Consider the following 22546-nt stretch of genomic DNA (forward strand, 5'->3'; position numbering starts at 1 on the left):
ATAGGAATTATTTGTAAAAAGGAACTGTTTATGATAGCAAAAAAGTTTTTAGGTAGTGTTGAATTTGATGGAAAGTTAGTAAATGTGATTTCTCCTTATGATGGAAAAATTGTAAGTCAATATGTAAAATGTGATGAAAAAGATGCTAAAAAAGCATTACAAATTGCAAAAGAAGCATTTAAAGAGACTAAAAAATCTAAGCTTTCAAACAGAATAGAATGGCTTAGAGATGTAGCAAATAAATTAAAGCAAAAAAGTGAATATTTTGCCCATTTAATTACAAAAGAGGTAGCAAAACCAATTTCTCAATCAAGAACAGAAGTACAACGATGTATAGAAAATATTGAACTAGTTGCTAGTGAATTAATTCATCTAAATGGAGAGACAATTAGTACTGATGCTACACAAAGTGTATTTAAAACAGAAGCCTTTTATAAAAGAGTACCAGCGGGGGTTGTAGTAGCTATCACTCCTTTTAATTTTCCTTTAAATTTAGTTGCTCACAAAATTGCTCCTGCCCTTGGGGCTGGAAATAGTGTTGTTTTGAAACCAACTCCCGAAGCTCCAATGGTGGCTTATGAATTTGCTAAACTTTTTATAGAGAGTGAATATGCAACTAAAGATGCTTTAAGTGTAGTTTATGGAGATGCCAAAGTTGGATCAGCCTTAGTTTCAAGTTTAATTCCGAGAATTGTATCATTTACAGGAAGCGCGGCAGTTGGAAAAATAATAACTCAAAATGCTGGGATTAAAAAAGTAGCACTTGAACTTGGTGGAAATGCAGCAACTTTTGTTGAACGAAGTGCAGATTTAGAAAAAGCAGCTAAAAGATGTGCGATTGGTGCATTTGCAAATTCTGGTCAAGTTTGTATAAGTTTGCAAAGAATTTATGTTGATAGTAAAGTTTATGATGAATTTGCTGATAAGTTGGCAAATGAAAGTAAAAAATTAAAAGTAGGAAATCCATTTGAAGATGATATTTTTATGGGGCCACTTATAAATGAAGAAAGTGTAAAAAGAGCAAAATCTTGGGTAGAAAATGCGATTTGCGAAGGTGCGAAAGTAGTTAGTGGAAATGAGATAAAAGAGGGTAATATTTTTGTACCAACTATTTTAAAAGATGTAACGGATGATATGAATGTAATTTGTGAAGAGGTTTTTGCCCAGATTGTTAGTTTGGTAAAAGTTAATTCGTATGAAGAAGCAGTTAAAAAGATGAATAATTCTCCTTATGGTCTTCAATTTTCTATCTTTACAAATAGAATTGATTTGATGAAGAGTGCTATTGAAGATTTTGAGTGTGGAGGAGTTGTGATAAATGACATTCCTACTTTGAGATTTGATATTCAGCCTTATGGGGGCTATAAACTTAGTGGAATTGGAAAAGAGGGGCCTAAATATGTACTTGAAGAGATGACAGAAATTAAATCTGTAGTGATTTGTTAATGAAAGCTGTTGTTTTACTCAATATGGGAGGGCCCAGGAATTTAGATGAGGTTGAGGTGTTTTTGAAAAATATGTTTTTAGATAAATATATTTTGCCAGCACCTCTATTTATTCGTAAGTTTTTATCGTGGTATATTACAAAAAATAGAAAAGAAGAAGCTAAAAATAATTATAAATTATTAGGTGGAAAATCTCCAATTGTTGAATATACTGCTAATTTAGTAGAAAAAATGAGTAAAAATCAAGATACTTATCAAATAATGAGATACACTCCACCTTTTGCCAAAGAAATAGTGCCAAAATTTACTAAATATGATGAAATAATAGCAATTCCTTTATATCCACATTATTCACAAACTACAACTAAATCATCTGTAGAAGATTTGATGAATGAGGCTAAAAAATATAATTTAGAAGATAAAATAAAAGTAATTGAGCCATATTTTGAGAATGAAAAATATAATAAATTAATTATCAAAAAGATAAAAGAGAGCTTAAAAGATGATAATCCAGAAGAATTTGAATTGGTTTTTTCAGCTCACGGACTTCCTAAAAAAATAATTGAAAAAGGTGATATTTATCAAAAGCACATCGAAAAAAATGTAGAAATTTTAAAAAAGATGTTAAAAGATGAAAATTTAAATTTTAAAGATATTCATTTAGCATATCAATCAAGATTAGGTCCGGTTGAATGGTTACGGCCATATTTGGATGACAAATTAAAAGAAGTTGGTAAAAAGGTTATAATTTATCCAATTGCCTTTACTATTGATAATTCTGAGACGGAATTTGAACTTGATATTCAATATAGAAATATTGCCAAAAGTTTAGAAATTAATGATTATCGAGTAGCAAAATGCCTAAATGATGACGATGAATTTGTGGAATTTTTGCAAAATTTGATATAATTCTTTCAAAAAAAAGGATTTAGATGAAAAAGTTATTAATAGTTTTTATGTTGATTGTTAATGTATTTGCTTTTGATTGGGCTGGAAAAGTTAATTGGACTACATCATATAAACAAGCTAAACTTATTGCAAAACAAACAAATAAACTTATTTTTATTGATTTATCACTTAGTGATTGTCCTCCTTGTAAATTTATAGCAAAAACTGCTTATAGTAGTGATAAAGTTGCAAAATATATGAATAAACATTTTGTAAATGTTATATTTATTATTGATAAACAAAGAGTACCATTAGAGGTAGCAGAAAATTTTGGAGGAAGTGCTCCTACACTTTTATTGATGGATAAAAATGGAAAATTAATTGGTACACAAGTTGGACTTAATAAAAGTTGGTTTAATAAATCAAAAAATTATGATTCTGCAGGTTTTGACCCAAAAACATTTAGTCCAAAAAAATTTATAAATTTTTTACAAAAAAACCTTAAATGAAAAAAATAATTATTTTTATATTAGTTGTTAATTCATTTGCTTTTTATTGGGTCGGGAAAGTTGATTGGGCTATGACTTATGATCAAGCTAAAATGATTTCAAAACAGACAAATAAACCTATTTTTGTTGATTTTGCACTTAGTCATTGTCCTCCTTGTAAATGGATATCAAATAATATTTACACAAATGATAAAGTAGCAAAATATATGAATAAACATTTTGTAAATCTTTTATTTATTGTAGATGAACAAAGGGTTCCAAATGAAATTGGTCAATATTTTGCAGGAAGCACTCCTACACTATTAATTATTAAAAACGGAAAATTAATCTATGAACAAGTGGGAATTCAAAGAAGTTGGATGGATAATCAAGAAAACTTTATAAATTTTTTACAAAAAGGATTGAAATGAAAAAAATTTTAGTTTTATTTTTTATAATTTTTGCTTTTGCTAAACCTTTACCTATTGATAAAGCTTTTGAGCCTAGTTTTATACCCCAAAAAAATGGTATTGAATTTGTACTTAAAATGGCAAAAGGTGTGCATATTTACAAAAATAAATTTAAAGTTTTTGTAAATAATAAATTAGTTAATTTAAAATTGCCAAAAACAAGCAAAGATATGTTTGGAGATGATGTTTATTTTAATACATTTCAAATATTGATTCCAGCCAAAAGTGGTGAAGTAAAAGTTGAATATCGTGGGTGTGGGAGTACAGTTTGCTATGCACCACAAACAAAAATTTATAAATGTAAAACTGTTATAAAGAAACAAAATGAAAGTCAAGAAAATAGAGTTACTAATTTATTGAAAAATGCATCATTATTTAAAATTTTAGTAAGTTTTTTTATTTTTGGAATATTACTTAGTTTAACTCCTTGTATTTTTCCAATGATTCCTATTCTTTCAGGTATTCTTGTAAAAACAGCCAATAGAAGTAGTTTTTTAGTTTCAGTGGTTTATGTGCTTAGTATGAGTGTAACTTATACAATAGCAGGAGTTTTAGCAGGAGTTTTTGGCGGAAATATTCAAGCACTTTTTCAAAATCCTTATATAATTGTTTCTTTTAGTTTAGTTTTTGTTTTGTTAGCACTTAGTATGTTTGGATTTTTTGAAATTGGACTTCCTTCATCAATTCAGACAAAACTTACTAAAAAAAGTAATGAGGCTGGTAAAAAAGGTGGTCTTTTAGGTGTTGCTATTATGGGATTTTTATCTGCATTAATTGTAGGTCCTTGTGTGGCACCTCCTTTGGCTGGGGCTTTAATTTATATTTCACAAACTGGAAATGCTCTTTTAGGAGGAGTGGCACTTTTTATAATGAGTATCGGAATGGGAGTGCCTCTTTTAATTATGGGGCTTGGAGCAAATAAATTAATTCCAAAAGTTGGTAATTGGATGATAACGGTAAATAAAATTTTTGGTGTTATTATGCTTGGAATTGCTATTTGGTTTTTAGATAGAGTTTTACCGGCAAATGTAATCACTATTTTATGGGCTATTTTATTGATTGGAGTTGGATTATATTTGAGTCCATTTACCAAAATTGAAAATTATAAAGATACAATTTTAAAAACGATAGCTTTTATTTTGTTGGTAGTTGGAAGTAGTTTGATTGTTAAAGTTATGAATCCTCCACAATACCAACTTCAAAAACAAGAACTTTGGCAAAAAGTGGATAATTTAAATGAATTACAAAAAATAGTTAAAAATAATCCAAAAGTTTTAGTTGATTTTACTGCAAAATGGTGTGTAGCTTGTAAAGAGTGTGAAGATACAACTTTTCAAAATGAAAAAGTTTTGCAAGAGTTTAAAAATTATAAATTAATTCAAATAGATATCACAAACCCAAAAGAAGAGATTACTAAAAAATTTGAAGTAGCAGGTCCTCCTACAATTTTGATTTTTGAAAATGGAAAGTTAAAACAAAAAATTGTCGGATATAGAAAAAAAGATGAGTTTTTGAAAATTTTGAAAAGATAGTATAATTCCGAAAAAAAAGGATAAAAATGAGTGTATGTGATTTATGTGGAAGTGATGTAAATGTAACAGAATATAAAGTTGCACCAAAAGAAGAAGTAGTTAATTTATGCCAAACTTGTAAATCTCAAATAGAATCAGGAAATTTGGATGAAGGGCATTTTAATTGTTTAAATGATTCTATGTGGAGTGAAAATAGCGCTGTAAAAGTTTTAAGTTATAGACTTCTAAAACAACTTGGAAGAGCTGATTTACTTGATATGATGTATCTTGAACCAGAAGAACAAACTTGGGCAGAATATGAAGAAGAAGTATTAAAAGATAGTAATGGGAATATTTTAGTAAGTGGAGATACTGTTACAGTTATTAAAGACCTTGAAGTAAAAGGAACTGGAAAAACTGTAAAAAGAGGAACAACTGTTAAAAATATTAGAATGTGTGATGTGCCTGAGCATGTAGCTTGCAGGGTAGATGGAATAGGGTCAATCTATTTAAAAACTGAATTTTTGAAAAAAGTGTAAAATATTTCAAACGCATAATTTCTTGACAAAGTCTTTAATTTGTAATACAATTGTATATACAAATTAGACTAAAAGGTTTTGATATTATGAAAAAAGCAATAAATATTAGATTAGAAAAAGATGTCGTACAAACTCTTGATGAATATGCTAAGGAACTAGATAAAACAAGAACAAGTCTTGTGGAAAAAGCTATTGAATTATACTTTGATAAATTAGATGAAATAGTTGCAGACAAAAGAATTGATAATTTAAAAGCTGGAAAAACAACACTTGTGCCACTAGAAGAAGTTTTTAAAAAAGCTGGGATTAATGTATAAGATAGCATTTGAAAAAAATGCTGAAAAAGAATTTTTAAAATTAGATATAGATGCACAAAAAATTATATCAACAAAAATTTTAGATTTAAAAAATGGTAATTTTACAAATGACAAACAGTTAAAAGGTAAGCATAAAGGTAAATTTAGAAAAAGAGCAGGAAATTATAGAATAATATATTTAAAAGAAAATGATTATTTAGTTATATCCATCATCAGAGTTGCCCATAGAAAAGAGGTTTACTAATTTAAGCATTTTTTATAACTTCACTACAAATTGTCATACCAAAACTTCCTGTAACTGCTACGAAACTACCTTTTTCACATTTAAGTGGAATTTCTGTTGAATATACAGTTTTAAAATGTTCTCTAAATCCATCTTTTTTGAGTCGAACTCTTATAATTTTGGCAAATGGGTCAATTGTAGTTTTCCAAATGTCTGCTGTTTGGATTTTTGTAGGATTTATTCTTCTAGCGGCGCCCATTGAAGATATTAATTTGGGATAAGTTTTTTTAATAATTGCAATTTTTGCCTCCATATCATCTATGGCATCTATTACAAAATCAAATTCACTAAAATCAAAATTTTCTACCCATTCAGGAGTTATTTTGCTATCTATTGTTTCTATTTTAGGATAAAGTTTTTTAAAAATAGTAGTTTTTTTCTTTCCTAAATATTCACTTCCAATTTGTCTATTTTGATTTGTTATTTCAAAAGTATCAAAATCCACAGCAGTTATGTTTTGAACTCCACTTCGATAAAGACAATCAAGTGCATATCCACCAACTCCACCAATTCCACAAATTAATACTTTTAATTTCGTTAAATTTTCAAAATTATCAAAAAGTTGTTTGCATCTGTCAAACTGCATAAGCTACCTTTTTTGGTATAATTGTAACAAAAAAAGGGTAACTTTGAAAAAAATACTAATTACGAATGATGATGGATTTGATTCTGTTGGAATTCGAAAATTAATTGAAGCAGTACAAGATTTGGGAGAGATTTATGTAGTGGCACCTGCACTTCACAAATCTGCTTGTGGGCATAGTTTAACGATTTTGAGGCCTCTTTTTAAACAAAGTGTAGATGATGATTTTTATAAAATTGATGATGCCTCTCCTACAGATTGTGTATATCTAGCGCTTAATGATATTTTTGCAAGCGTTAAACCTGATTTAGTTTTAAGTGGTATAAATGAGGGTGCAAATTTAGGTGATGACATTACTTATTCAGGAACTGCAGGGGCAGTGATGGAAGCAGTTTTGCAAGGAATTAGTGGTATAGCTTTTTCACAAGTTTTGAAATCTTATCATAAAAGTGATGATGCTGTAGATTGGGAAGAAACAAAAAAATATGTTCGAGCTATTACGCAAAAAGTATTGAAAAATGACCCATTTAAAGATGAGAGAAAATTTTTGAATGTGAATATTCCAAATGATGAAATAAAAGGTATTAAAGTTACAAAACTCGGATATAAAATTTATTCAAATGAAGCTTTTCGTCATCAAGACCCAAGAGGTAGAGAATATTTCTGGATTGGACTACCTGCTCTTGAATTTGAATATGAAGAAAATAGTGATTTAGGCGCTATTTCTGATGGATTTGTTTCAATCACTCCTATCAAAATGGATATGACAGATTATGGAGAAATTCCTTATGTGAAAGAGTGGTTGAGGGGTAAAAATGAGAGTTAAAATATGTGGAATTACAAATTTTGAAGATGCAAAGTTTGCAAGTGATAGTGGGGCTGATGCATTAGGCTTTGTTTTTTATGAGAAGTCTCCTCGTTACATAGAACCAGAAAAAGCAAAAGAAATCATCTCAATGCTTCCACCTTTTATTACTAAAGTGGCACTTTTTGTAAATGAAACAGCAGAAAAAATTGATGAGATTTGTGAATTTATAGGCGCTGATTATGCTCAAATTCATTTTGAAGCTAAGAAAGATTTTTATGAAAAACTCAAAACTAAACATATAAAAGTAATTCGTGCTAAAACTCGTGAGGATGTTTGGAAATATCCAAATGAATATAGAATTATTGATGCTTTTGTAGAGGAATTTGGTGGAAGTGGTAAAAGAGTTAATTTAGAGTGGTTTGAATGTATTGATAAAAGTAAGATTATTCTTGCTGGTGGACTTAATCCTGAAAATTTAAAAGAAGTAAGTAATTTAGGATTTTACTCAGTTGATGTTAGTAGCGGAGTTGAAAAAGAGAAGGGTAAAAAAGATTTATTGAAAGTACAAGAGTTTATAAAAATAGCTAAAAGATAATTTAGATTATTGTATAATTATAAAATAATTTGAGAAAAAGGATATAAATGAAAATATTAGTAACAGGAACGGCGGGATTTATAGGAAGTCACTTAGCACAGAGATTAGTGGCAAGAGGGGATGAAGTAGTTGGACTTGATAATATAAATGATTATTATGATATTAGAGTAAAATATGGAAGATTAGAGAGAGCAGGGATTATAGATGTGAAAGAAGATGGAGAACATATTGAATATAATAAATTAATTACTTCTAAAAAGAATGAAAATTATAAATTTATAAAATTAAATCTTGAAGATAAAGAAAATTTAGATAAATTATTTGAAACTGAAAAATTTGATGCAGTTTGTAATTTAGCAGCGCAAGCGGGAGTTAGGTATTCTCTTACTAATCCAACGGCGTATATAGATAGTAACATTGTTGGATTTATAAATCTTTTAGAAGCGTGTAGAAACTTTGGAGTGAATAATTTAAGTTATGCAAGTAGTAGTAGTGTGTATGGAATGAATGAAAAACAACCTTTTTCTACTCACGATAGTGTGAATCACCCAGTTTCATTATATGCAGCAACTAAAAAAAGTAATGAACTTATGGCTCATACTTATTCACATCTTTTTGGGATCTCAACTACTGGACTTAGATTTTTCACAGTTTATGGACCATGGGGAAGACCAGATATGGCTCTATTTCTGTTTACAAAAGCAATTTTTGAAGATAAACCAATAGACGTATTTAATTATGGGAAAATGCAAAGAGATTTCACTTATATTGATGATATAGTTGAGGGGGTTGTGAGAGTAATAGACAATCCAGCTAAACCAAATAAAAACTTTGATAAGAAAAATCCTGATCCATCAAGTAGCACAGCACCTTATAAAGTATATAACATAGGAAATAATGCACCTATAAAACTTATGGACTTTATAACTGCACTTGAGAAGAAAATAGGAAAAACTGCTAAAAAGAATATGCTTCCAATTCAACCAGGGGATGTTCCAAGCACTTACGCTGATGTGAGTGATTTGATAGAAGATTTAGGGTATAAACCAAACACTTCTATAGAAGAAGGTATCTCTAATTTTGTGGATTGGTATAGAGAGTTTTTTGGTGTATAAATTTAAAAAATAAAGGAAAAATATTATGAATAAAATTGCTGTCATCGGGCTTGGATATGTAGGGCTTCCTTTAGCTCACGCATTTAGTTTTAAATATCCAGTAGTTGGGTTTGATATTTATGAAGAGAGAATAAAAGAGCTTTCAAGTGGATATGATAGAACATTAGAGCTTTCAGAGAGCCAAGTAAAAGAAGCAATAAACAATAAAATGAAATTTACTTCAAATTTAGATGATATAAAAAATTGCAATATTTATATAGTTACTGTTCCAACTCCAATTGATAAATATAAAAAACCAGATTTAACTCCTTTAATAAAAGCCAGTCAAAGCATTTCTAAAGTATTAAAAAATGGAGATATAGTTATTTATGAATCAACTGTATATCCAGGAGCTACAGAAGAAGTTTGTGTACCAGAACTTGAAAAAAGTGGACTTAAATTTAATAAAGATTTCTTTTGTGGATATTCTCCAGAAAGAATCAATCCAGGAGATAAAAGACATACAGTTACTAAAATACTTAAAGTAACAAGTGGAAGTACTCCTGAAATAGCAGATAAAGTTGATGATTTATATAAATCAATAATAACAGCAGGAACTTTCAAAGCAAGCTCTCTAAAAGTAGCAGAAGCCGCTAAAGTAATAGAAAATTCTCAAAGAGATATAAATATTGCATTTATAAATGAATTATCACTTATTTTCAATAAATTAAATATTGATACAAATGAAGTTTTAGCAGCAGCAGGAACAAAATGGAACTTTTTACCATTTAAACCAGGATTAGTTGGAGGACATTGTATAGGAGTAGATCCATATTACCTAACTCACAAAGCACAAGAGATAGGATATAATCCTGAAATAATATTAGCTGGTAGAAGATTAAATGATAATATGGGAATTTATGTTGCAAATCAAGTAATAAAACTAATGATAAAAAAAGAGCATAAAATTGCAGGAAGTAAAGTATTAGTATTAGGAATAACATTCAAAGAAAATTGTCCAGATATTAGAAATTCAAGAGTTATAGATGTTATAAAAGAACTTCAAGATTTTGGATGTAATGTAGATGTATATGATCCTTGGGCTGATGCAAAAGAAGTTAAAAGAGAATATAACCTTGATTTAATTGATAATAAACAATTGAAAATGGATAATTATAATGGAATAGTTTTGGCTGTAGCACATAATGAATTTAAGAAATTAAATTCTCAATTATCAACTATCAATTCTAAATTAAATAAGGTTGTTTATGATATTAAAAGTGTTTTGGATAAAAATAGTGTGGATGGAAGATTGTGATTAAATTTTTACTCTTTTTTCTTTTACCACTTATACTTTTAGCCAATAAACCAAATTTATGGCTTTTGAAAGTTTACAAAGATCAAAATATTAGTGGTTGGGTGATGAGTGAAAAACTAGATGGGATTAGAGGGTATTGGAATGGTAAAAAACTTATCTCAAGAGGTGGTAAAATAATTCACGCACCAAAATGGTTTACAAAAAATTTCCCACCTTTTGAAATAGATGGAGAATTATGGACTAAAAGAGGCGATTTTAATAATATTTCATCAATTGTGAGAGATAAAACTCCTTCAAAAGAGTGGAAAGAAATAACTTATAATATTTTTGAAGTTCCAAATGCTAAAGGAAAACTTTTTGAAAGATTAAAAAAAGTTAAACCTTATGAAAGTAAAATAATTAGAATTATTCCTCAAATACCTGTAAAATCAAAACAAAATATGAAAAGATTTCTGAAAAGTATTGAAAAAAAAGGTGGCGAAGGGGTAGTAGTTCGCGACCCAAATGCCTTTTACATTGCAAAACGAACAAGTAAAGCGCTTAAAGTTAAGAGTTTTTACGATACAGAATGTAAAGTTGTAGGTTACACAAAAGGCAAAGGAAAATTTAAAAATCAAATGGGTGCTTTAAAATGTGAATTAAAAAATGGTAAAATTTTTAAACTAGGAAGTGGATTTAGTAATAAAGATAGAAAAAATCCTCCCGCAATTGGGAGTATTGTAACTTTTAAATATAAAGAATTTACTAAAAATGGAATGCCAAGATTTCCTGTTTTTATGAGGGTTAGAAATGTTAAATAAATTAAAAATATTATTAGTGTTTGGAACACGACCAGAAGCAATTAAAATGGCTCCACTTGTAAAAGCTCTAGAAAGAGAAACTACAATAGAATCAAAAGTATGTGTAACTGCACAACATAGAGAAATGCTTGATCAAGTACTTAATATATTTGATATTAAACCTGATTATGATCTTAATCTTATGAAACCTGGTCAAGATTTATATGATATTACTTCAAATGTACTTTTGAGTATAAAAAGTGTTTTGGAAGATTTCCAGCCTGATATTGTCTTAGTTCATGGTGATACAACTACGACTTTTTCAGCAAGTCTTGCAGCTTTTTACCAAAAAATTAAAGTTGGACATGTAGAAGCAGGACTTAGAACTAATGATTTATATTCTCCTTTTCCAGAAGAAGCTAATAGACAATTAACAGGCGTATTAGCAAATTATCATTTTGCTCCTACTGAAACTAGTAGAAATAATCTTTTAAAAGAAAATAAAAATCCTAAAAACATAATAGTAACTGGAAATACAGTTATTGATGCTTTATTGTTAGCGTTAGATAAAATAAAAAATGAGAAATTATTAAAAGAAAAAATAGAAAAAGATATAGAATTAAAATTTAATAATTCTCAATTTTCAATTCTTAATTCTCAATTTATTCTTGTTACAGGACATAGAAGAGAAAACTTTGGAGATGGATTTATAAATATTTGTGAAGCTTTGAAAATAATTGCAATAAATAATCCAAATATTGATATAGTTTATCCAGTTCATCTTAATCCAAATGTTCAAAAACCAGTAAAAGAAATACTTTCAGATATACCAAATATATATTTAATAAACCCACTTCAATATGAAGAATTTATATATTTGATGAATAAATCATATTTTATAATTACTGATAGTGGAGGAGTACAAGAAGAAGCTCCTTCATTAGGTAAACCAGTATTAGTAATGAGAAATACAACAGAAAGACCAGAAGCAGTAGAGGCAGGGACGGTTAAACTTGTAGGAACAAATAAAGAAAAAATTATCAAAGAGGCTCAAAAACTTATTGATGATAAAAAAGAATATGAAAGAATGAGTAAAGCACATAATCCATATGGTGATGGGAAAGCTTGTGAAAGAATAAAGGAATTTTTAATTGAAACAAAAAATATATAAGTTATATGGACTTGGAAATACTTTAAAATATCCAAAAATTTTACAAGCATCAATTAAGTCTATATTTGATGAAACTATTTTTGATAATAAAACTCATTTAAAAATGAGTGCTGATTGGTTATTATATATGCAAAATGAAGATTTTGGATATAGCAGAAAATTTTCATTTATTAGTGGTAGAGACAAAAGTTATATTGAAACAACAGGTTATATTATTCCGTCAATATGGGAAGTTGGAGAATATTTAAACGATGATAAATATATTGCTTCGGCAAAAAATGCAGGAGAGTGGCTTTTAAAGATTCAAAATGAAGATGGGAGTTTTAGTGAAATAGATAATCAAAAATCTTTTGCTTTTGATACTGGTCAATGTTTAATTGGACTTAATTTTTTATATGAAAAAACAAAAGAACTGAAATATCTAGAAGCGGCAAAAAAAGCAAGTTATTGGCTTGCTAATAATCAAGAAGAAAATGGAAGTTGGAGAAAAGTTGCTTATAATCAAGAATCTCATACTTATTATTCAAGAGTTGCGGCTGCAATGTTTTATTATGGATATTTAGCAAATGATGATAAAATTCAAAAATATGCTTTAAAAAATATAGATTGGGTATTGCAAAATCAAGATGAAAAAGGATTTTTCAATCATTCTTCTTTTTTAGAAGGTGTTCCTGCTTTTTTACATACTTTGATTTATGTTTTAGAAGGTCTTTTAGATATTTATGAATTAAATAAAGATGAAAGAATTTTAGATGCTGTTTTAAAAAATGTAAATATATTTAAAAACATAAATTTAAATAGAGATTTAATTTTATGTTCTCAATATGATAATAATTTTAATTGTATAAATAGTGAAAGATGCCTAACTGGACTTGCTCAATGGGCTGGAGTAGCTTTAAGGCTTTATAAAATTACAAAAGATGAAGACTTTAAAATATGTGCAATAAATACTATTTTTTATCTTAAAGCAAAACAATTAAAAAGTTCAATAATGAAAGGCGGATTTAGTGCTTCTGTTCCTTTTTGGGGAAAATATGGAAGTTTTGATTTTGTAAATTGGACAAATAAATTTTTTATAGATACTTTGCTTATGTATGAGAATTTAACTAGAGAAAAAGAACAAGAAAGCTTTGTAGGAACTGCTTTTAATATTGCTTCAAATGTTGTAACTTCAGATTTATCTTATATGGATAAAGAGTATATTAAAAGATTAAAGGTTATTTTACCTAAAGATAAAAATATAAAAGTTTTAGATATTGGGTGTGGAAAAGGTGTCATTATAAACGAGCTTAAAAAAGAGTTTAATAATATTGAATTCTTTGGTATTGACCCTGTATTTAATGAAAATAATATTTTAAAAGGAAGTATATATAATATTCCTTTTGAAGATAATTTCTTTGATGTTGTTATGAGTTTTGAAGTATTACAACATACTTATATAAATAGTGCATTAAAAGAGATAAAAAGAGTAATTAAAGAAAATAGTGAAATAATTATAGGAGAGAGAAATACTCATTCTATTTTAGGAATTTTAAAACCTATTTTAGAATTAAAAGGTAAATGGATGTATCCTTTTGATTCACCTTTTAGAGAAAAATGGTATTCTAAGCAAGAATGGGTAAAGATTTTACAAAGAAATGGATTTAAAATGAAAAGTATTGAAATAATTGAAGGAAATGGTAAAAAATTTGTAAATAGATATTATTTGATTGAAGGAGTAATATTATGAAAAGAGTAATAACATATGGTACATTTGATATGTTTCATATTGGTCATCTAAATTTATTAAGAAGAGCTAATGAATTAGGTGATGAATTATATGTTGGTGTATCAACGGATGAATTTAATAGTTTAAAAAATAAAAAACCATTTATCCCTTATAAAGATAGAGTGGAAATTATAAAAAGTAATAAATATGTGAATTTTGCATTTCCTGAAAATAATTGGGAACAAAAGATTGAAGATATCAAAAAATATAATATAGATATTTTTGTGATGGGTGATGATTGGACTGGAAAATTTGATTATCTTAAAGAATATTGTCAAGTTGTATATTTAAAAAGAACAGAAAAAATTTCAACAACGCTACTGAAAGATAGGATAAAAGAATATTTAAATATTAACGTTGAAAATTTAAAAAAACTAAAATATGAAGTAGATGAAATAATAAAGCATTTCGAATGATTATAAAGTATACAGATTTTTTATCATATTATTTTTATCAGAAAATAGCTTATAAAATAACTTTAGCTTTAATAAATACTAAAGTAACACCAAATCAAATAACGGTATTTAGTTTGATCTTAGGAGTATTATCTCCAATATTTTTTTTATATGATCATAAATTATTATCTTTTTTATTGTTACATTTATCTTTTTTGTTTGATTGTGTAGATGGTCAGTTAGCTCGTGCAACTAAAATATTTTCCAAAAAGGGAGCTTTTTTAGATAATATTTCAGATAGAATTGTAGAAAATTTACTATTAGTGGTGTTTGTATATAAATATAATGTTTTCTATATCAGTTTATTAATTTTTTTAAATATGTTATTTGTTTATATTCAAGATATAATAATTTATTCTAAAGTTCAATTTGCAAAATTAAATAAAATTGAAAAAATAATATTTTTTCCTATATATTTATTAAATAGAAGTTTTGTAGTTTTATTTTTAAGCATAAGTTTGTTTTATGAACAAATTTTATTTTTGTTATTATTAATATATATTATTGGTGTTATTTTTTATTTTTATAGGATTTACAAATGGTAGTAGAATATATTGATATTAAAAGAGTCTTTAAACAAAGAAATTGGTGGGATTTAATTATAAATTTAAAGTTAACATTAATAATTACGAAATTTATTGCTAATAAAACAAAAATTACTCCAAATCAAATAACATTCATGAGTTTGTTATTTGCTGTTTTTTCTGGAGTTGCTTTTTGGTATGAATATTTTGTTTTAGGTGCATTTTTGTATCAATTTAGTTATATATTGGACATTGTTGATGGCTCATTAGCAAGAGTTACTAATCAAACATCAAAATTTGGAGCATTTTTTGATGTTTTTACAGATTGGATAAAAGCACCCATTTTATTTGTAGTTTTATTTATAAAATTAAATCAATATGATTTGTTAATTATCTTATTGTTATTATTGTTTTTTAGCTGTTTAATTAATAAATATAATGATATGTTGTTTTATCAAGGTAGCGAAAGTATTACAAAAGATATAAAAAATTCATCTAATACAAGTTTACTAGGGAAATATTTTTCTTTTATGCAGCAAAAAAACATTCAACCTTTGCCTTCAACAATTGAAGTAGAAGGATTATTATTATTTTTGTATCCTATTTTTCAAAATGTTATATTTGTATATTTAGCTTTTTTTATTTTAATATTTCAGTTTTCAATTAAATTTTATGCTGTTTTAAAAAAAGTTAAATGAAAAAACTTTTATTTTCTTCATCTATTATAACTATTTTAGTAATGGGTATGAATTTTTTATTTAAAATTTATTTATCTTATAAAATATCTAAAAATGAATTAGGAATTTTTTATACATTTATGGATACAATAGCTATTGCTATAATGTTTTTTAGTGGTTTTAAAGATTCTTTAGTTGTTGCCTATGATAATGGAGATTATGAAAAAGTAATTTTTTGGTATAAAAGAATATTTTTAATTTTAAGTATAATTTTATTATTGATAGAAATAATATATTATAAAACATTGTCTTTTTCTTATCCTCTCTATTTTTTAATTTTATTATTTATTTTTAACAGTTATATGGTTTATTTATCTTATATAAATGCATCTCAAAAAAAGTATAAAATAATGATTTTTGAAAATTTAATTATGTCTTTAGGACTTATAAGTGGATTTTTTATAGCTTCTTTATTTACAAATGGAGTGAATTTATTGATTATAGGATTTTTATCTGCTTATATTGCCAGAATTTTATATCTTAAAATATTTTCTAATATGCTTATAAATGAAAAAAAATGTAATTTTTTAGAAATAAAAGATTTTTTTAAAAATAGTGTTTTGAGCTCTTTAATGTATTCATTTAGTGGATTATTTATAAGTATGAGTGGTATTATTTTTTTATATTTTTATCATAATCAAGATATTTTAGGAGAATATCAAGTAGTTGTTAGAAGTATATTTTTTTCTTTAGTTGCTATTTTTGTTTATCCTCTTAATAGTCTTACTTTTCCTCAAATATCTAAATTTATTGCAAATAAAGAAATTTTTGAAATAGTTAGAATAGAAAAAAAACTTATTAAATATTTAATTATCTTTTTTCTATTACTTTGTTTAAGTACATTTTTTACAAAATTTATAATTACTTTTGTTTTTCCTCCAACATATAAAGATAGTTATAAATTACTTAATTATATGTTACCTTTTTTACCATTTATTGCTTATACAACATTTGCACTAAATATTATAAAGGGAAGTAATAGATTTGATTTAGCATTAATAGTTAGGGTAACAGGAAGTTTAACTTTTTTTATAGTTTTTTATCTACTTTTTAAACTAAATATAGAACCAGCTAAAACTTTAATCTTTAGTTTGGATAGTGCTTTTTTTATAATGTTTTTGTTTTCAGTTATATATAGAAAAAAGGTTTTGAAATGAATATACTTTTTATTCCACATGTTCCAAACACAACAGTTATAAATAGAGTTTATGAATTTGCAAAAAATAGTAATAGTTATTATTTATATTGGGAAATTAATAATTCATCTTTATTATCTAAAATAAAATCACAAATTTTATCTTTAAAATATGAAATTAATGGAAAAAAAATAAAGATTCCTTTATTATTCAAACCAGAAAAATTTGCAACTAAAATAAATACTTTTATGTTAAATAAACTTATTAAAAAATTAAAAATAGATGTTGTTGTAAATGCAAATGCACTATTATTTGATATAAAAAATATATTTGTTCCTGTTATTTATGATTTAGTAGATGACCATATTAGCGAAAATAGTGATATTGGACTAAACAAAACAAGAGTTAAAAAAATTAAAAAAGATATTAAAAATTCTAAAGGTGTTATTTGTGTTACAGAAATTTTAGAAGAAAAAATTAAAAGTTTAAATAAAAAGACTATAACAATAGAAAATGGTGTCTATATTGATAGATTTCAAAAAGCAAAAAGTTTAAAAAAAGAATTAAATTTAGAAGGAAAAAAAGTTTTTGGTTTCATTGGTGGAATTGAGAAATGGACAGGTATAGAAAAAGCAATAAAAGAGTATTTAAAAATAAAAAATAATTCAACTAAATTTTTGATTGTAGGTGGAAATAATGGAGAGTTTTATAAAAATTTAGTTAAAAAATATAATAAAGATGTTCTTTTTATAGGGAGAATTTCACCAAGTGAAGTAGCAAATTATTTTAAAACAATAGATGTTGGCTTAATTCCATTTGAATTAAATAATTTTACAAATAATGCTTTACCTATCAAAGCACTTGAATATGGACTAGCGGGAAGTTATGTTATTTCAACTCCTTTAAAAGGGTTAAAAATAAAAAATTTTCCTTTTATTGAATTTTGTGAAATAGATAAATTTCATAATTGTATGAAAAAAGAGTTTGATGAGGTTAAATATGATTTTAGTTCTTATGCTTGGAAAAAACAGAGTAAAAAAGTTGAAAAATTTATTAAAGGTTTAATTTGATGAAAAAAATATTAGTTCTTCACTCGTGGGGCATGGGAGATTTAATTTTGGCAACTCCTATGCTTAAAAGTCTTAAAGAAAGTGGATATAAAGTTGATTTAGCGGTTTTTGGAGGTTTTGCAAAAGTTATTTTAAAAAATAATTATTTTATAGATAAAATTTATGAATTAAAATCTTATAAAGAACTTATAAAATTTTTTATGAAATATGATTATTTAGTAGCAACTGCGGGAACAAATCCTAAAAAAATTAAATTTCTTGGAAAAATGTTAATGATTAAAAAAATATTTTCTATGGAACAAAAAAGAGATATTCACAGAATAGATATGAATTTGGAAATAGTTAAGCCACTTTTAAATACAATAGATAAAGAACCTTACATTTATATAAAAAATTATAAAGACTATATAAAAAAAGATGTAAAAAATGTAGGTTTTGCTGTAGGAAGTGGTTTTAAACAGAAATTTAAAAGATGGGATAAAGAAAAATATAGAGAATTAATAAATAAAATTGATGGAAATAAACTCGTTTTTATTGGAAATAATGAAAATGAGTTAGAAGAGTTTTTTAAAGATTTAGATGTAACAATAATAAAAGATAGTTTAGAAAATGTTATAGGAACTATTGCCAATTTAGATTTATTAATTGGAAATGATAATGGACTTATGCATATAGGTTATGCTACAAATATTAATACTATTACAATTTTTGGTATGACAAATGAAAAAGAGACAGGTGGATATAGAAAAAATAATGAAAGTATTTTTTTAAATATGGATTGTAGACCTTGTTTTGATCCGTCTACTGATAAATTAGTATGTGATAGGTATGATTGTTTAAAAAATTTAGAAAGTGAGAAAGTATGGAAAATTTGCCAAAAATATCTATAATAATTCCTATTTACAACGAAGAAAAATATATAGTAAAATGTTTAGACTCAATTGTAGAAAGTGATTATGATAAAAATAAAATGGAAATTTTGCTTGTTGATGGTGGAAGTTGTGATAAAACAGTTGAAATAATAAAAGAGTATCAAAAACAATATTCTTTTTTTAAATTATTAAATAATCCTAAAAAAATTGTTCCAGTTGCTATGAATATAGGAATAAAAGAGGCAAAAGGAGAATATATTATTAGACTTGATGCACATTCAAGTTATCCAAAAGATTATTTTAATAAGCTTATTTATTGGCATAAGAAACTTAATGCTGATAATGTTGGGGGAGTCGTTATTACCGAAATTAAAAATAAAAATAAAATTTCCAATTCAATAAAAAATGTTTTAAGTGATAGATTAGGAGTTGGAAGTGCTTTTAGAAGTGGAGTTAGTGAAATAAAAGAGGTAGATACAGTTCCTTTTGGGTGTTATAAAAGAGAGATTTTTGAAAAAGTGGGATTATATGATGAAAGACTTGTTAGAAATCAAGATATAGAATTGAATAAAAGAATTAAAAATAGTGATGGGAAAATTTATATTATCCCAGAGATTAAATGTACTTATTTTGCAAGAGAAAATTATAAAGATTTAGCAAAAAATAATTTTAATAATGGTTTATGGAATATTTTAACGGCTTTCTATACAAATTCATTAAATTCACTCTCATTAAGGCATTTCATACCTTTAATTTTTGTATTAACTTTAATTTTTACACTTTTATTAAGTTTTATAAATAAAATATTTTTATATCTGTTTTTATTTATTTCTTTGAGCTATTTAAGTATAATTTCATTTAGAAGTTTTCAAATAAAAAAGAATACAAACTTTTTCTATCAATTATCATCATTTTTAATTTTGCATTTTAGTTATGGAATTGGTAGTTTAATGGGTATATTTAAGGTTTTAAAGGAAAAATATGACAAAAGAAAATAAAATGGTTTTAGGTTTAATTATTGTAGCTTATATATTTAGTTATCTGTTTCACATTTATTGGATAGGTTGGGCGAGCAATTATCCTCAATTTTTCTTTCACAATCAACTTATGATAAATAATCCTGATGGATATTTTTTTGGAAGTGAAGCGCAAAAAATTGTTGAACATTTACATAAATATAATCCAAGGTTAACAGGTACTTATAGTTATGGAACAGCAGTTATAACAGCATATTTATCGAAATTTTTTCATATTAGTATTGATAATTTAATGCTTTATCTTCCACCAATAATTTCATCTTTAGTAGTTATTCCTATAATTTTGATTGGAAAACTTTATAAAAATATATATTGGGGATTTTTCGCAGCACTTATTGGAAGTATTGGATGGAGTTATTACAATAGAACATTAGCGGGATATTATGATACAGATATGTTTTCTGCAATGCTTCCAATGTTAATTTTATATTTTGTTTTAGCATCTATTAAGCATAAATCATTAATTTTTATTCTTTTAGGTGGAATTACGACTATTTTTTATCCTTGGGCATATGACCAAGGCCTTTCTATTGTCTATGGAATGGGAATTTTATCATTTTTATATTTACTAATTTTTAATTTCAAAGATGAATTTACTTATAAGTTTATTGCTATTTTTTCTATTGCTTTAATGGATATTAATTGGGAAATTAGAGTAATTGCTATTATTGGACTTTTTTATTTATTTAAAGTCAAAAAAATAGAACTTAAAAATTTACAAATTTTATCAGGAATTCTATTTTTAGGATTTTTTATAACTGGAAATGTTTTTGGGATTATTTTAGGTAAAATTTTATCCTATTCTACTTCTACTCAAAAAGCAGATGGCTTACAATTTCTAAATGTAAATAGAACAATTAGTGAAGCAAGTCATATTCCTTGGAATATTGTTTTTGATAGAATAATTGGTTCAAGTGTTGGAATCGTTATATCTATAATTGGTTATATTTTACTTGTAAAAAGATATAAAGAGTTTATAATTGCTTTATCTCTTTGGGGAATTGGGTTTTTTGCTTTTGTTGGAGGACTTAGATTTACAGTTTACGCGGTTCCTATTGCAGCTATTAGTGGAGTTTATTTTTTTGTATGGCTTGCTGAAAAATGGAAAATGGAAAATGGAAAATGGAAAATTCTAATTCCTATATTTGGAACACTTGTATTACTTCTACCAAATATTTCTCATATTGTAGGATGTTGTGAAAATAGTACATTTTTAAGTTCAATCCAAAAAATATATCCTTTAAAAAGTAGGCCATATCTTACACCTACTACTTTTAATAAAAATGAAGTAAAAGTTTTAGAACAGTTAAAAGATAAATCAACTCCAAAAGATTATGCAATTACATGGTGGGATTATGGATATCCTATTTGGTATTATGCACATATAAATACATTAATTGATGGTGGGAAACATAATGAAGATAATTTTTTAGTATCTAAAATTTTAACAACAGATAATCAAAAATTAGCAGCAAATTTATCAAAAATTTCAATTAAAAAATATGTAGAAACAAATACAACAGTTGCACCTCAATTATTTGCCAAAAATGGAAAGCCTATCGATGTGAGCAACTATTTAGATAAAATTGGAAATGAAAATCTAAATATAAAATTAAATAGAAATATTTATTTGATGCTTCCTTATAGAATGTTTAATATTTTACCAACGATTGCCTATTTTAGTAATAGAGATTTAAATAATGGAAATGTTTATAGAAGTCATTTTCTTTATCAAGGAAATATTAGAAAAAAAGGAAATTATCTATTTATTGGTAAAATTCCATTAGATTTAAAAAGAGGTATTTTATTTTTTGGGAGAAATAAAGTACCAGTAAAAACTCTTGCAATGGTTCAATATTCAAAAAGTGGTAAATTAATTAAGAAAGTTCAAAGAGTTTCACAAAATGGATTAAATTTAATTTTGATGAATAGTTATGGTAGAGCAATAATTGCGGATGATTATTATTATAATTCAACATTTATTCAAATGTTTGTGTTTGAAAATTATAATAAAAATTTGTTTGAGCCAGTTATTTTAAATCCTGTGATGAAGATTTATAAAATAAAATGAGTAGTCAAGATAAATTAATTAAAAGAAGTTTTGATGTTATTTTATCTTTAATAGGACTCTTTTTAACTTGGCCTATTATTTTAATTGTTTGGATTTTAGCAACTATTGAAACAAAATCAAATGGTATGTTTTCTCAAATTAGAATTGGAGAAAATGGAAAACCTTTTAAAATATATAAAATAAAAACAATGTCTTCAAGTAAAGGTACAACTATTACCACCGTAAATGATAATAGAATTACAAAATATGGTAAAATATTTAGAAAATATAAAATAGATGAATTACCTCAACTCTGGAATGTTTTAATTGGTGATATGTCATTTGTGGGGCCTAGGCCAGATGTTCCAGGATATGCTGACAAATTAGAAGGTGATGATAGAATAGTTTTAAGTATAAAACCTGGAATTACGGGACCAGCAAGTTTAAAATATAAAAATGAAGAAGAAATTTTAGCACAAGTTGATAATCCAACTGAAAATAATGATAAAGTTATTTGGCCAGATAAAGTTAAAATTAATAAAGAGTATATTAAAAATTGGTCATTAAAAAAAGATATAGAATTTATTAAAAAAACTATAAAAGGTTAA

25 protein-coding genes are annotated in these 22546 nt (G+C 25.9%); 24 read left to right on the plus strand and 1 reads right to left on the minus strand.

Going from position 1 to position 22546, the window contains the following annotated elements; translation table 11 throughout:
* The first annotated feature begins 30 nt into the window (after window positions 1-30).
* The 8 genes from ACZ5OA_RS02130 to ACZ5OA_RS02165 all read left to right on the plus strand — a co-directional run bounded on the left by ACZ5OA_RS02130 (window position 31) and on the right by ACZ5OA_RS02165 (window position 5902).
* The gene (locus tag ACZ5OA_RS02130) at window positions 31-1446 is read left to right on the plus strand and encodes an aldehyde dehydrogenase family protein (protein WP_464907880.1); all 1416 of its coding nucleotides are present in this window, start codon (window positions 31-33) and stop codon (window positions 1444-1446) included.
* Window positions 1446-2354: a ferrochelatase gene (hemH, locus tag ACZ5OA_RS02135; protein ID WP_464907881.1), complete on the plus strand. Its 909-nt coding sequence runs from the start codon at window positions 1446-1448 to the stop codon at window positions 2352-2354. Before ACZ5OA_RS02130 ends, hemH begins: the two co-directional genes overlap by 1 nt.
* 23 nt (window positions 2355-2377) lie before the next feature.
* A complete protein-coding gene (locus ACZ5OA_RS02140) occupies window positions 2378-2842 on the plus strand; it encodes a thioredoxin family protein (RefSeq protein ID WP_464907882.1) in 465 nt (154 codons plus the stop codon).
* Window positions 2839-3252 (plus strand): thioredoxin family protein, encoded by a 414-nt coding sequence (locus tag ACZ5OA_RS02145; RefSeq protein WP_464907883.1) that lies wholly within the window; start codon window positions 2839-2841, stop codon window positions 3250-3252. Before ACZ5OA_RS02140 ends, ACZ5OA_RS02145 begins: the two co-directional genes overlap by 4 nt.
* Window positions 3249-4823 (plus strand): protein-disulfide reductase DsbD, encoded by a 1575-nt coding sequence (gene dsbD, locus ACZ5OA_RS02150; protein ID WP_464907884.1) that lies wholly within the window; start codon window positions 3249-3251, stop codon window positions 4821-4823. Before ACZ5OA_RS02145 ends, dsbD begins: the two co-directional genes overlap by 4 nt.
* 26 nt (window positions 4824-4849) lie before the next feature.
* Window positions 4850-5341, plus strand: a complete 492-nt coding sequence (locus ACZ5OA_RS02155; protein WP_464907885.1) for a PhnA domain-containing protein — start codon at window positions 4850-4852, stop codon at window positions 5339-5341.
* Window positions 5342-5427: 86 nt separating this feature from the next.
* On the plus strand, window positions 5428-5658 hold the full coding sequence (locus ACZ5OA_RS02160) for a ribbon-helix-helix protein, CopG family (RefSeq protein WP_464907886.1): 231 nt from the start codon (window positions 5428-5430) through the stop codon (window positions 5656-5658).
* The gene (locus ACZ5OA_RS02165; RefSeq protein ID WP_464907887.1) at window positions 5651-5902 is read left to right on the plus strand and encodes a type II toxin-antitoxin system RelE family toxin; all 252 of its coding nucleotides are present in this window, start codon (window positions 5651-5653) and stop codon (window positions 5900-5902) included. Before ACZ5OA_RS02160 ends, ACZ5OA_RS02165 begins: the two co-directional genes overlap by 8 nt.
* Before the next feature lies 1 nt (window position 5903).
* On the opposite strand, the gene ACZ5OA_RS02170 is transcribed toward ACZ5OA_RS02165, so the two are convergent.
* On the minus strand, window positions 5904-6527 hold the full coding sequence (locus ACZ5OA_RS02170) for a tRNA threonylcarbamoyladenosine dehydratase (protein WP_464907888.1): 624 nt from the start codon (window positions 6525-6527) through the stop codon (window positions 5904-5906).
* A 43-nt stretch (window positions 6528-6570) separates the two neighbouring features.
* On the opposite strand from ACZ5OA_RS02170, the gene surE reads away from it, so the two are divergent.
* Genes surE through ACZ5OA_RS02250 form a run of 16 tightly spaced genes read left to right on the plus strand, consistent with a single transcriptional unit; the run spans window position 6571 to window position 22546 of the window.
* On the plus strand, window positions 6571-7350 hold the full coding sequence (surE, locus tag ACZ5OA_RS02175; RefSeq protein ID WP_464907889.1) for a 5'/3'-nucleotidase SurE: 780 nt from the start codon (window positions 6571-6573) through the stop codon (window positions 7348-7350).
* Window positions 7340-7927 carry a phosphoribosylanthranilate isomerase gene (locus tag ACZ5OA_RS02180; RefSeq protein ID WP_464907890.1) on the plus strand — a complete coding sequence of 196 codons (588 nt, stop codon included), beginning with the start codon at window positions 7340-7342 and terminating at the stop codon, window positions 7925-7927. The genes surE and ACZ5OA_RS02180 overlap by 11 nt, the downstream gene beginning before the upstream one ends.
* A gap of 47 nt (window positions 7928-7974) precedes the next feature.
* Window positions 7975-9042 (plus strand): NAD-dependent epimerase, encoded by a 1068-nt coding sequence (locus ACZ5OA_RS02185; RefSeq protein WP_464907891.1) that lies wholly within the window; start codon window positions 7975-7977, stop codon window positions 9040-9042.
* A gap of 25 nt (window positions 9043-9067) precedes the next feature.
* Window positions 9068-10339 carry a Vi polysaccharide biosynthesis UDP-N-acetylglucosamine C-6 dehydrogenase TviB gene (gene tviB / locus ACZ5OA_RS02190; RefSeq protein ID WP_464907892.1) on the plus strand — a complete coding sequence of 424 codons (1272 nt, stop codon included), beginning with the start codon at window positions 9068-9070 and terminating at the stop codon, window positions 10337-10339.
* Window positions 10339-11139 carry a DNA ligase gene (locus tag ACZ5OA_RS02195; RefSeq protein WP_464908311.1) on the plus strand — a complete coding sequence of 267 codons (801 nt, stop codon included), beginning with the start codon at window positions 10339-10341 and terminating at the stop codon, window positions 11137-11139. Before tviB ends, ACZ5OA_RS02195 begins: the two co-directional genes overlap by 1 nt.
* Complete coding sequence (gene wecB / locus ACZ5OA_RS02200) at window positions 11129-12289, plus strand: non-hydrolyzing UDP-N-acetylglucosamine 2-epimerase (RefSeq protein WP_464907893.1); 1161 nt, start codon at window positions 11129-11131, stop codon at window positions 12287-12289. The genes ACZ5OA_RS02195 and wecB overlap by 11 nt, the downstream gene beginning before the upstream one ends.
* A complete protein-coding gene (locus tag ACZ5OA_RS02205) occupies window positions 12270-14018 on the plus strand; it encodes a methyltransferase domain-containing protein (protein ID WP_464907894.1) in 1749 nt (582 codons plus the stop codon). The genes wecB and ACZ5OA_RS02205 overlap by 20 nt, the downstream gene beginning before the upstream one ends.
* Window positions 14015-14473 carry an FAD synthase family protein gene (locus tag ACZ5OA_RS02210; RefSeq protein ID WP_464907895.1) on the plus strand — a complete coding sequence of 153 codons (459 nt, stop codon included), beginning with the start codon at window positions 14015-14017 and terminating at the stop codon, window positions 14471-14473. Before ACZ5OA_RS02205 ends, ACZ5OA_RS02210 begins: the two co-directional genes overlap by 4 nt.
* Window positions 14470-15057 carry a CDP-alcohol phosphatidyltransferase family protein gene (locus ACZ5OA_RS02215; protein WP_464907896.1) on the plus strand — a complete coding sequence of 196 codons (588 nt, stop codon included), beginning with the start codon at window positions 14470-14472 and terminating at the stop codon, window positions 15055-15057. The genes ACZ5OA_RS02210 and ACZ5OA_RS02215 overlap by 4 nt, the downstream gene beginning before the upstream one ends.
* Window positions 15051-15734, plus strand: coding sequence for a CDP-alcohol phosphatidyltransferase family protein (locus ACZ5OA_RS02220; RefSeq protein ID WP_464907897.1), 684 nt, complete (start codon window positions 15051-15053; stop codon window positions 15732-15734). Before ACZ5OA_RS02215 ends, ACZ5OA_RS02220 begins: the two co-directional genes overlap by 7 nt.
* Complete coding sequence (locus tag ACZ5OA_RS02225) at window positions 15731-16930, plus strand: MATE family efflux transporter (RefSeq protein WP_464907898.1); 1200 nt, start codon at window positions 15731-15733, stop codon at window positions 16928-16930. Before ACZ5OA_RS02220 ends, ACZ5OA_RS02225 begins: the two co-directional genes overlap by 4 nt.
* Window positions 16927-17979: a glycosyltransferase family 4 protein gene (locus tag ACZ5OA_RS02230; RefSeq protein WP_464907899.1), complete on the plus strand. Its 1053-nt coding sequence runs from the start codon at window positions 16927-16929 to the stop codon at window positions 17977-17979. The genes ACZ5OA_RS02225 and ACZ5OA_RS02230 overlap by 4 nt, the downstream gene beginning before the upstream one ends.
* Window positions 17979-18869 (plus strand): glycosyltransferase family 9 protein, encoded by an 891-nt coding sequence (locus tag ACZ5OA_RS02235; RefSeq protein ID WP_464907900.1) that lies wholly within the window; start codon window positions 17979-17981, stop codon window positions 18867-18869. The genes ACZ5OA_RS02230 and ACZ5OA_RS02235 overlap by 1 nt, the downstream gene beginning before the upstream one ends.
* Window positions 18842-19849, plus strand: coding sequence for a glycosyltransferase family 2 protein (locus ACZ5OA_RS02240; protein ID WP_464907901.1), 1008 nt, complete (start codon window positions 18842-18844; stop codon window positions 19847-19849). Before ACZ5OA_RS02235 ends, ACZ5OA_RS02240 begins: the two co-directional genes overlap by 28 nt.
* Window positions 19833-21959 carry an STT3 domain-containing protein gene (locus ACZ5OA_RS02245; protein ID WP_464907902.1) on the plus strand — a complete coding sequence of 709 codons (2127 nt, stop codon included), beginning with the start codon at window positions 19833-19835 and terminating at the stop codon, window positions 21957-21959. The genes ACZ5OA_RS02240 and ACZ5OA_RS02245 overlap by 17 nt, the downstream gene beginning before the upstream one ends.
* The gene (locus ACZ5OA_RS02250; RefSeq protein WP_464907903.1) at window positions 21956-22546 is read left to right on the plus strand and encodes a sugar transferase; all 591 of its coding nucleotides are present in this window, start codon (window positions 21956-21958) and stop codon (window positions 22544-22546) included. Before ACZ5OA_RS02245 ends, ACZ5OA_RS02250 begins: the two co-directional genes overlap by 4 nt.

Source organism: Thioreductor micantisoli (assembly GCF_055392745.1).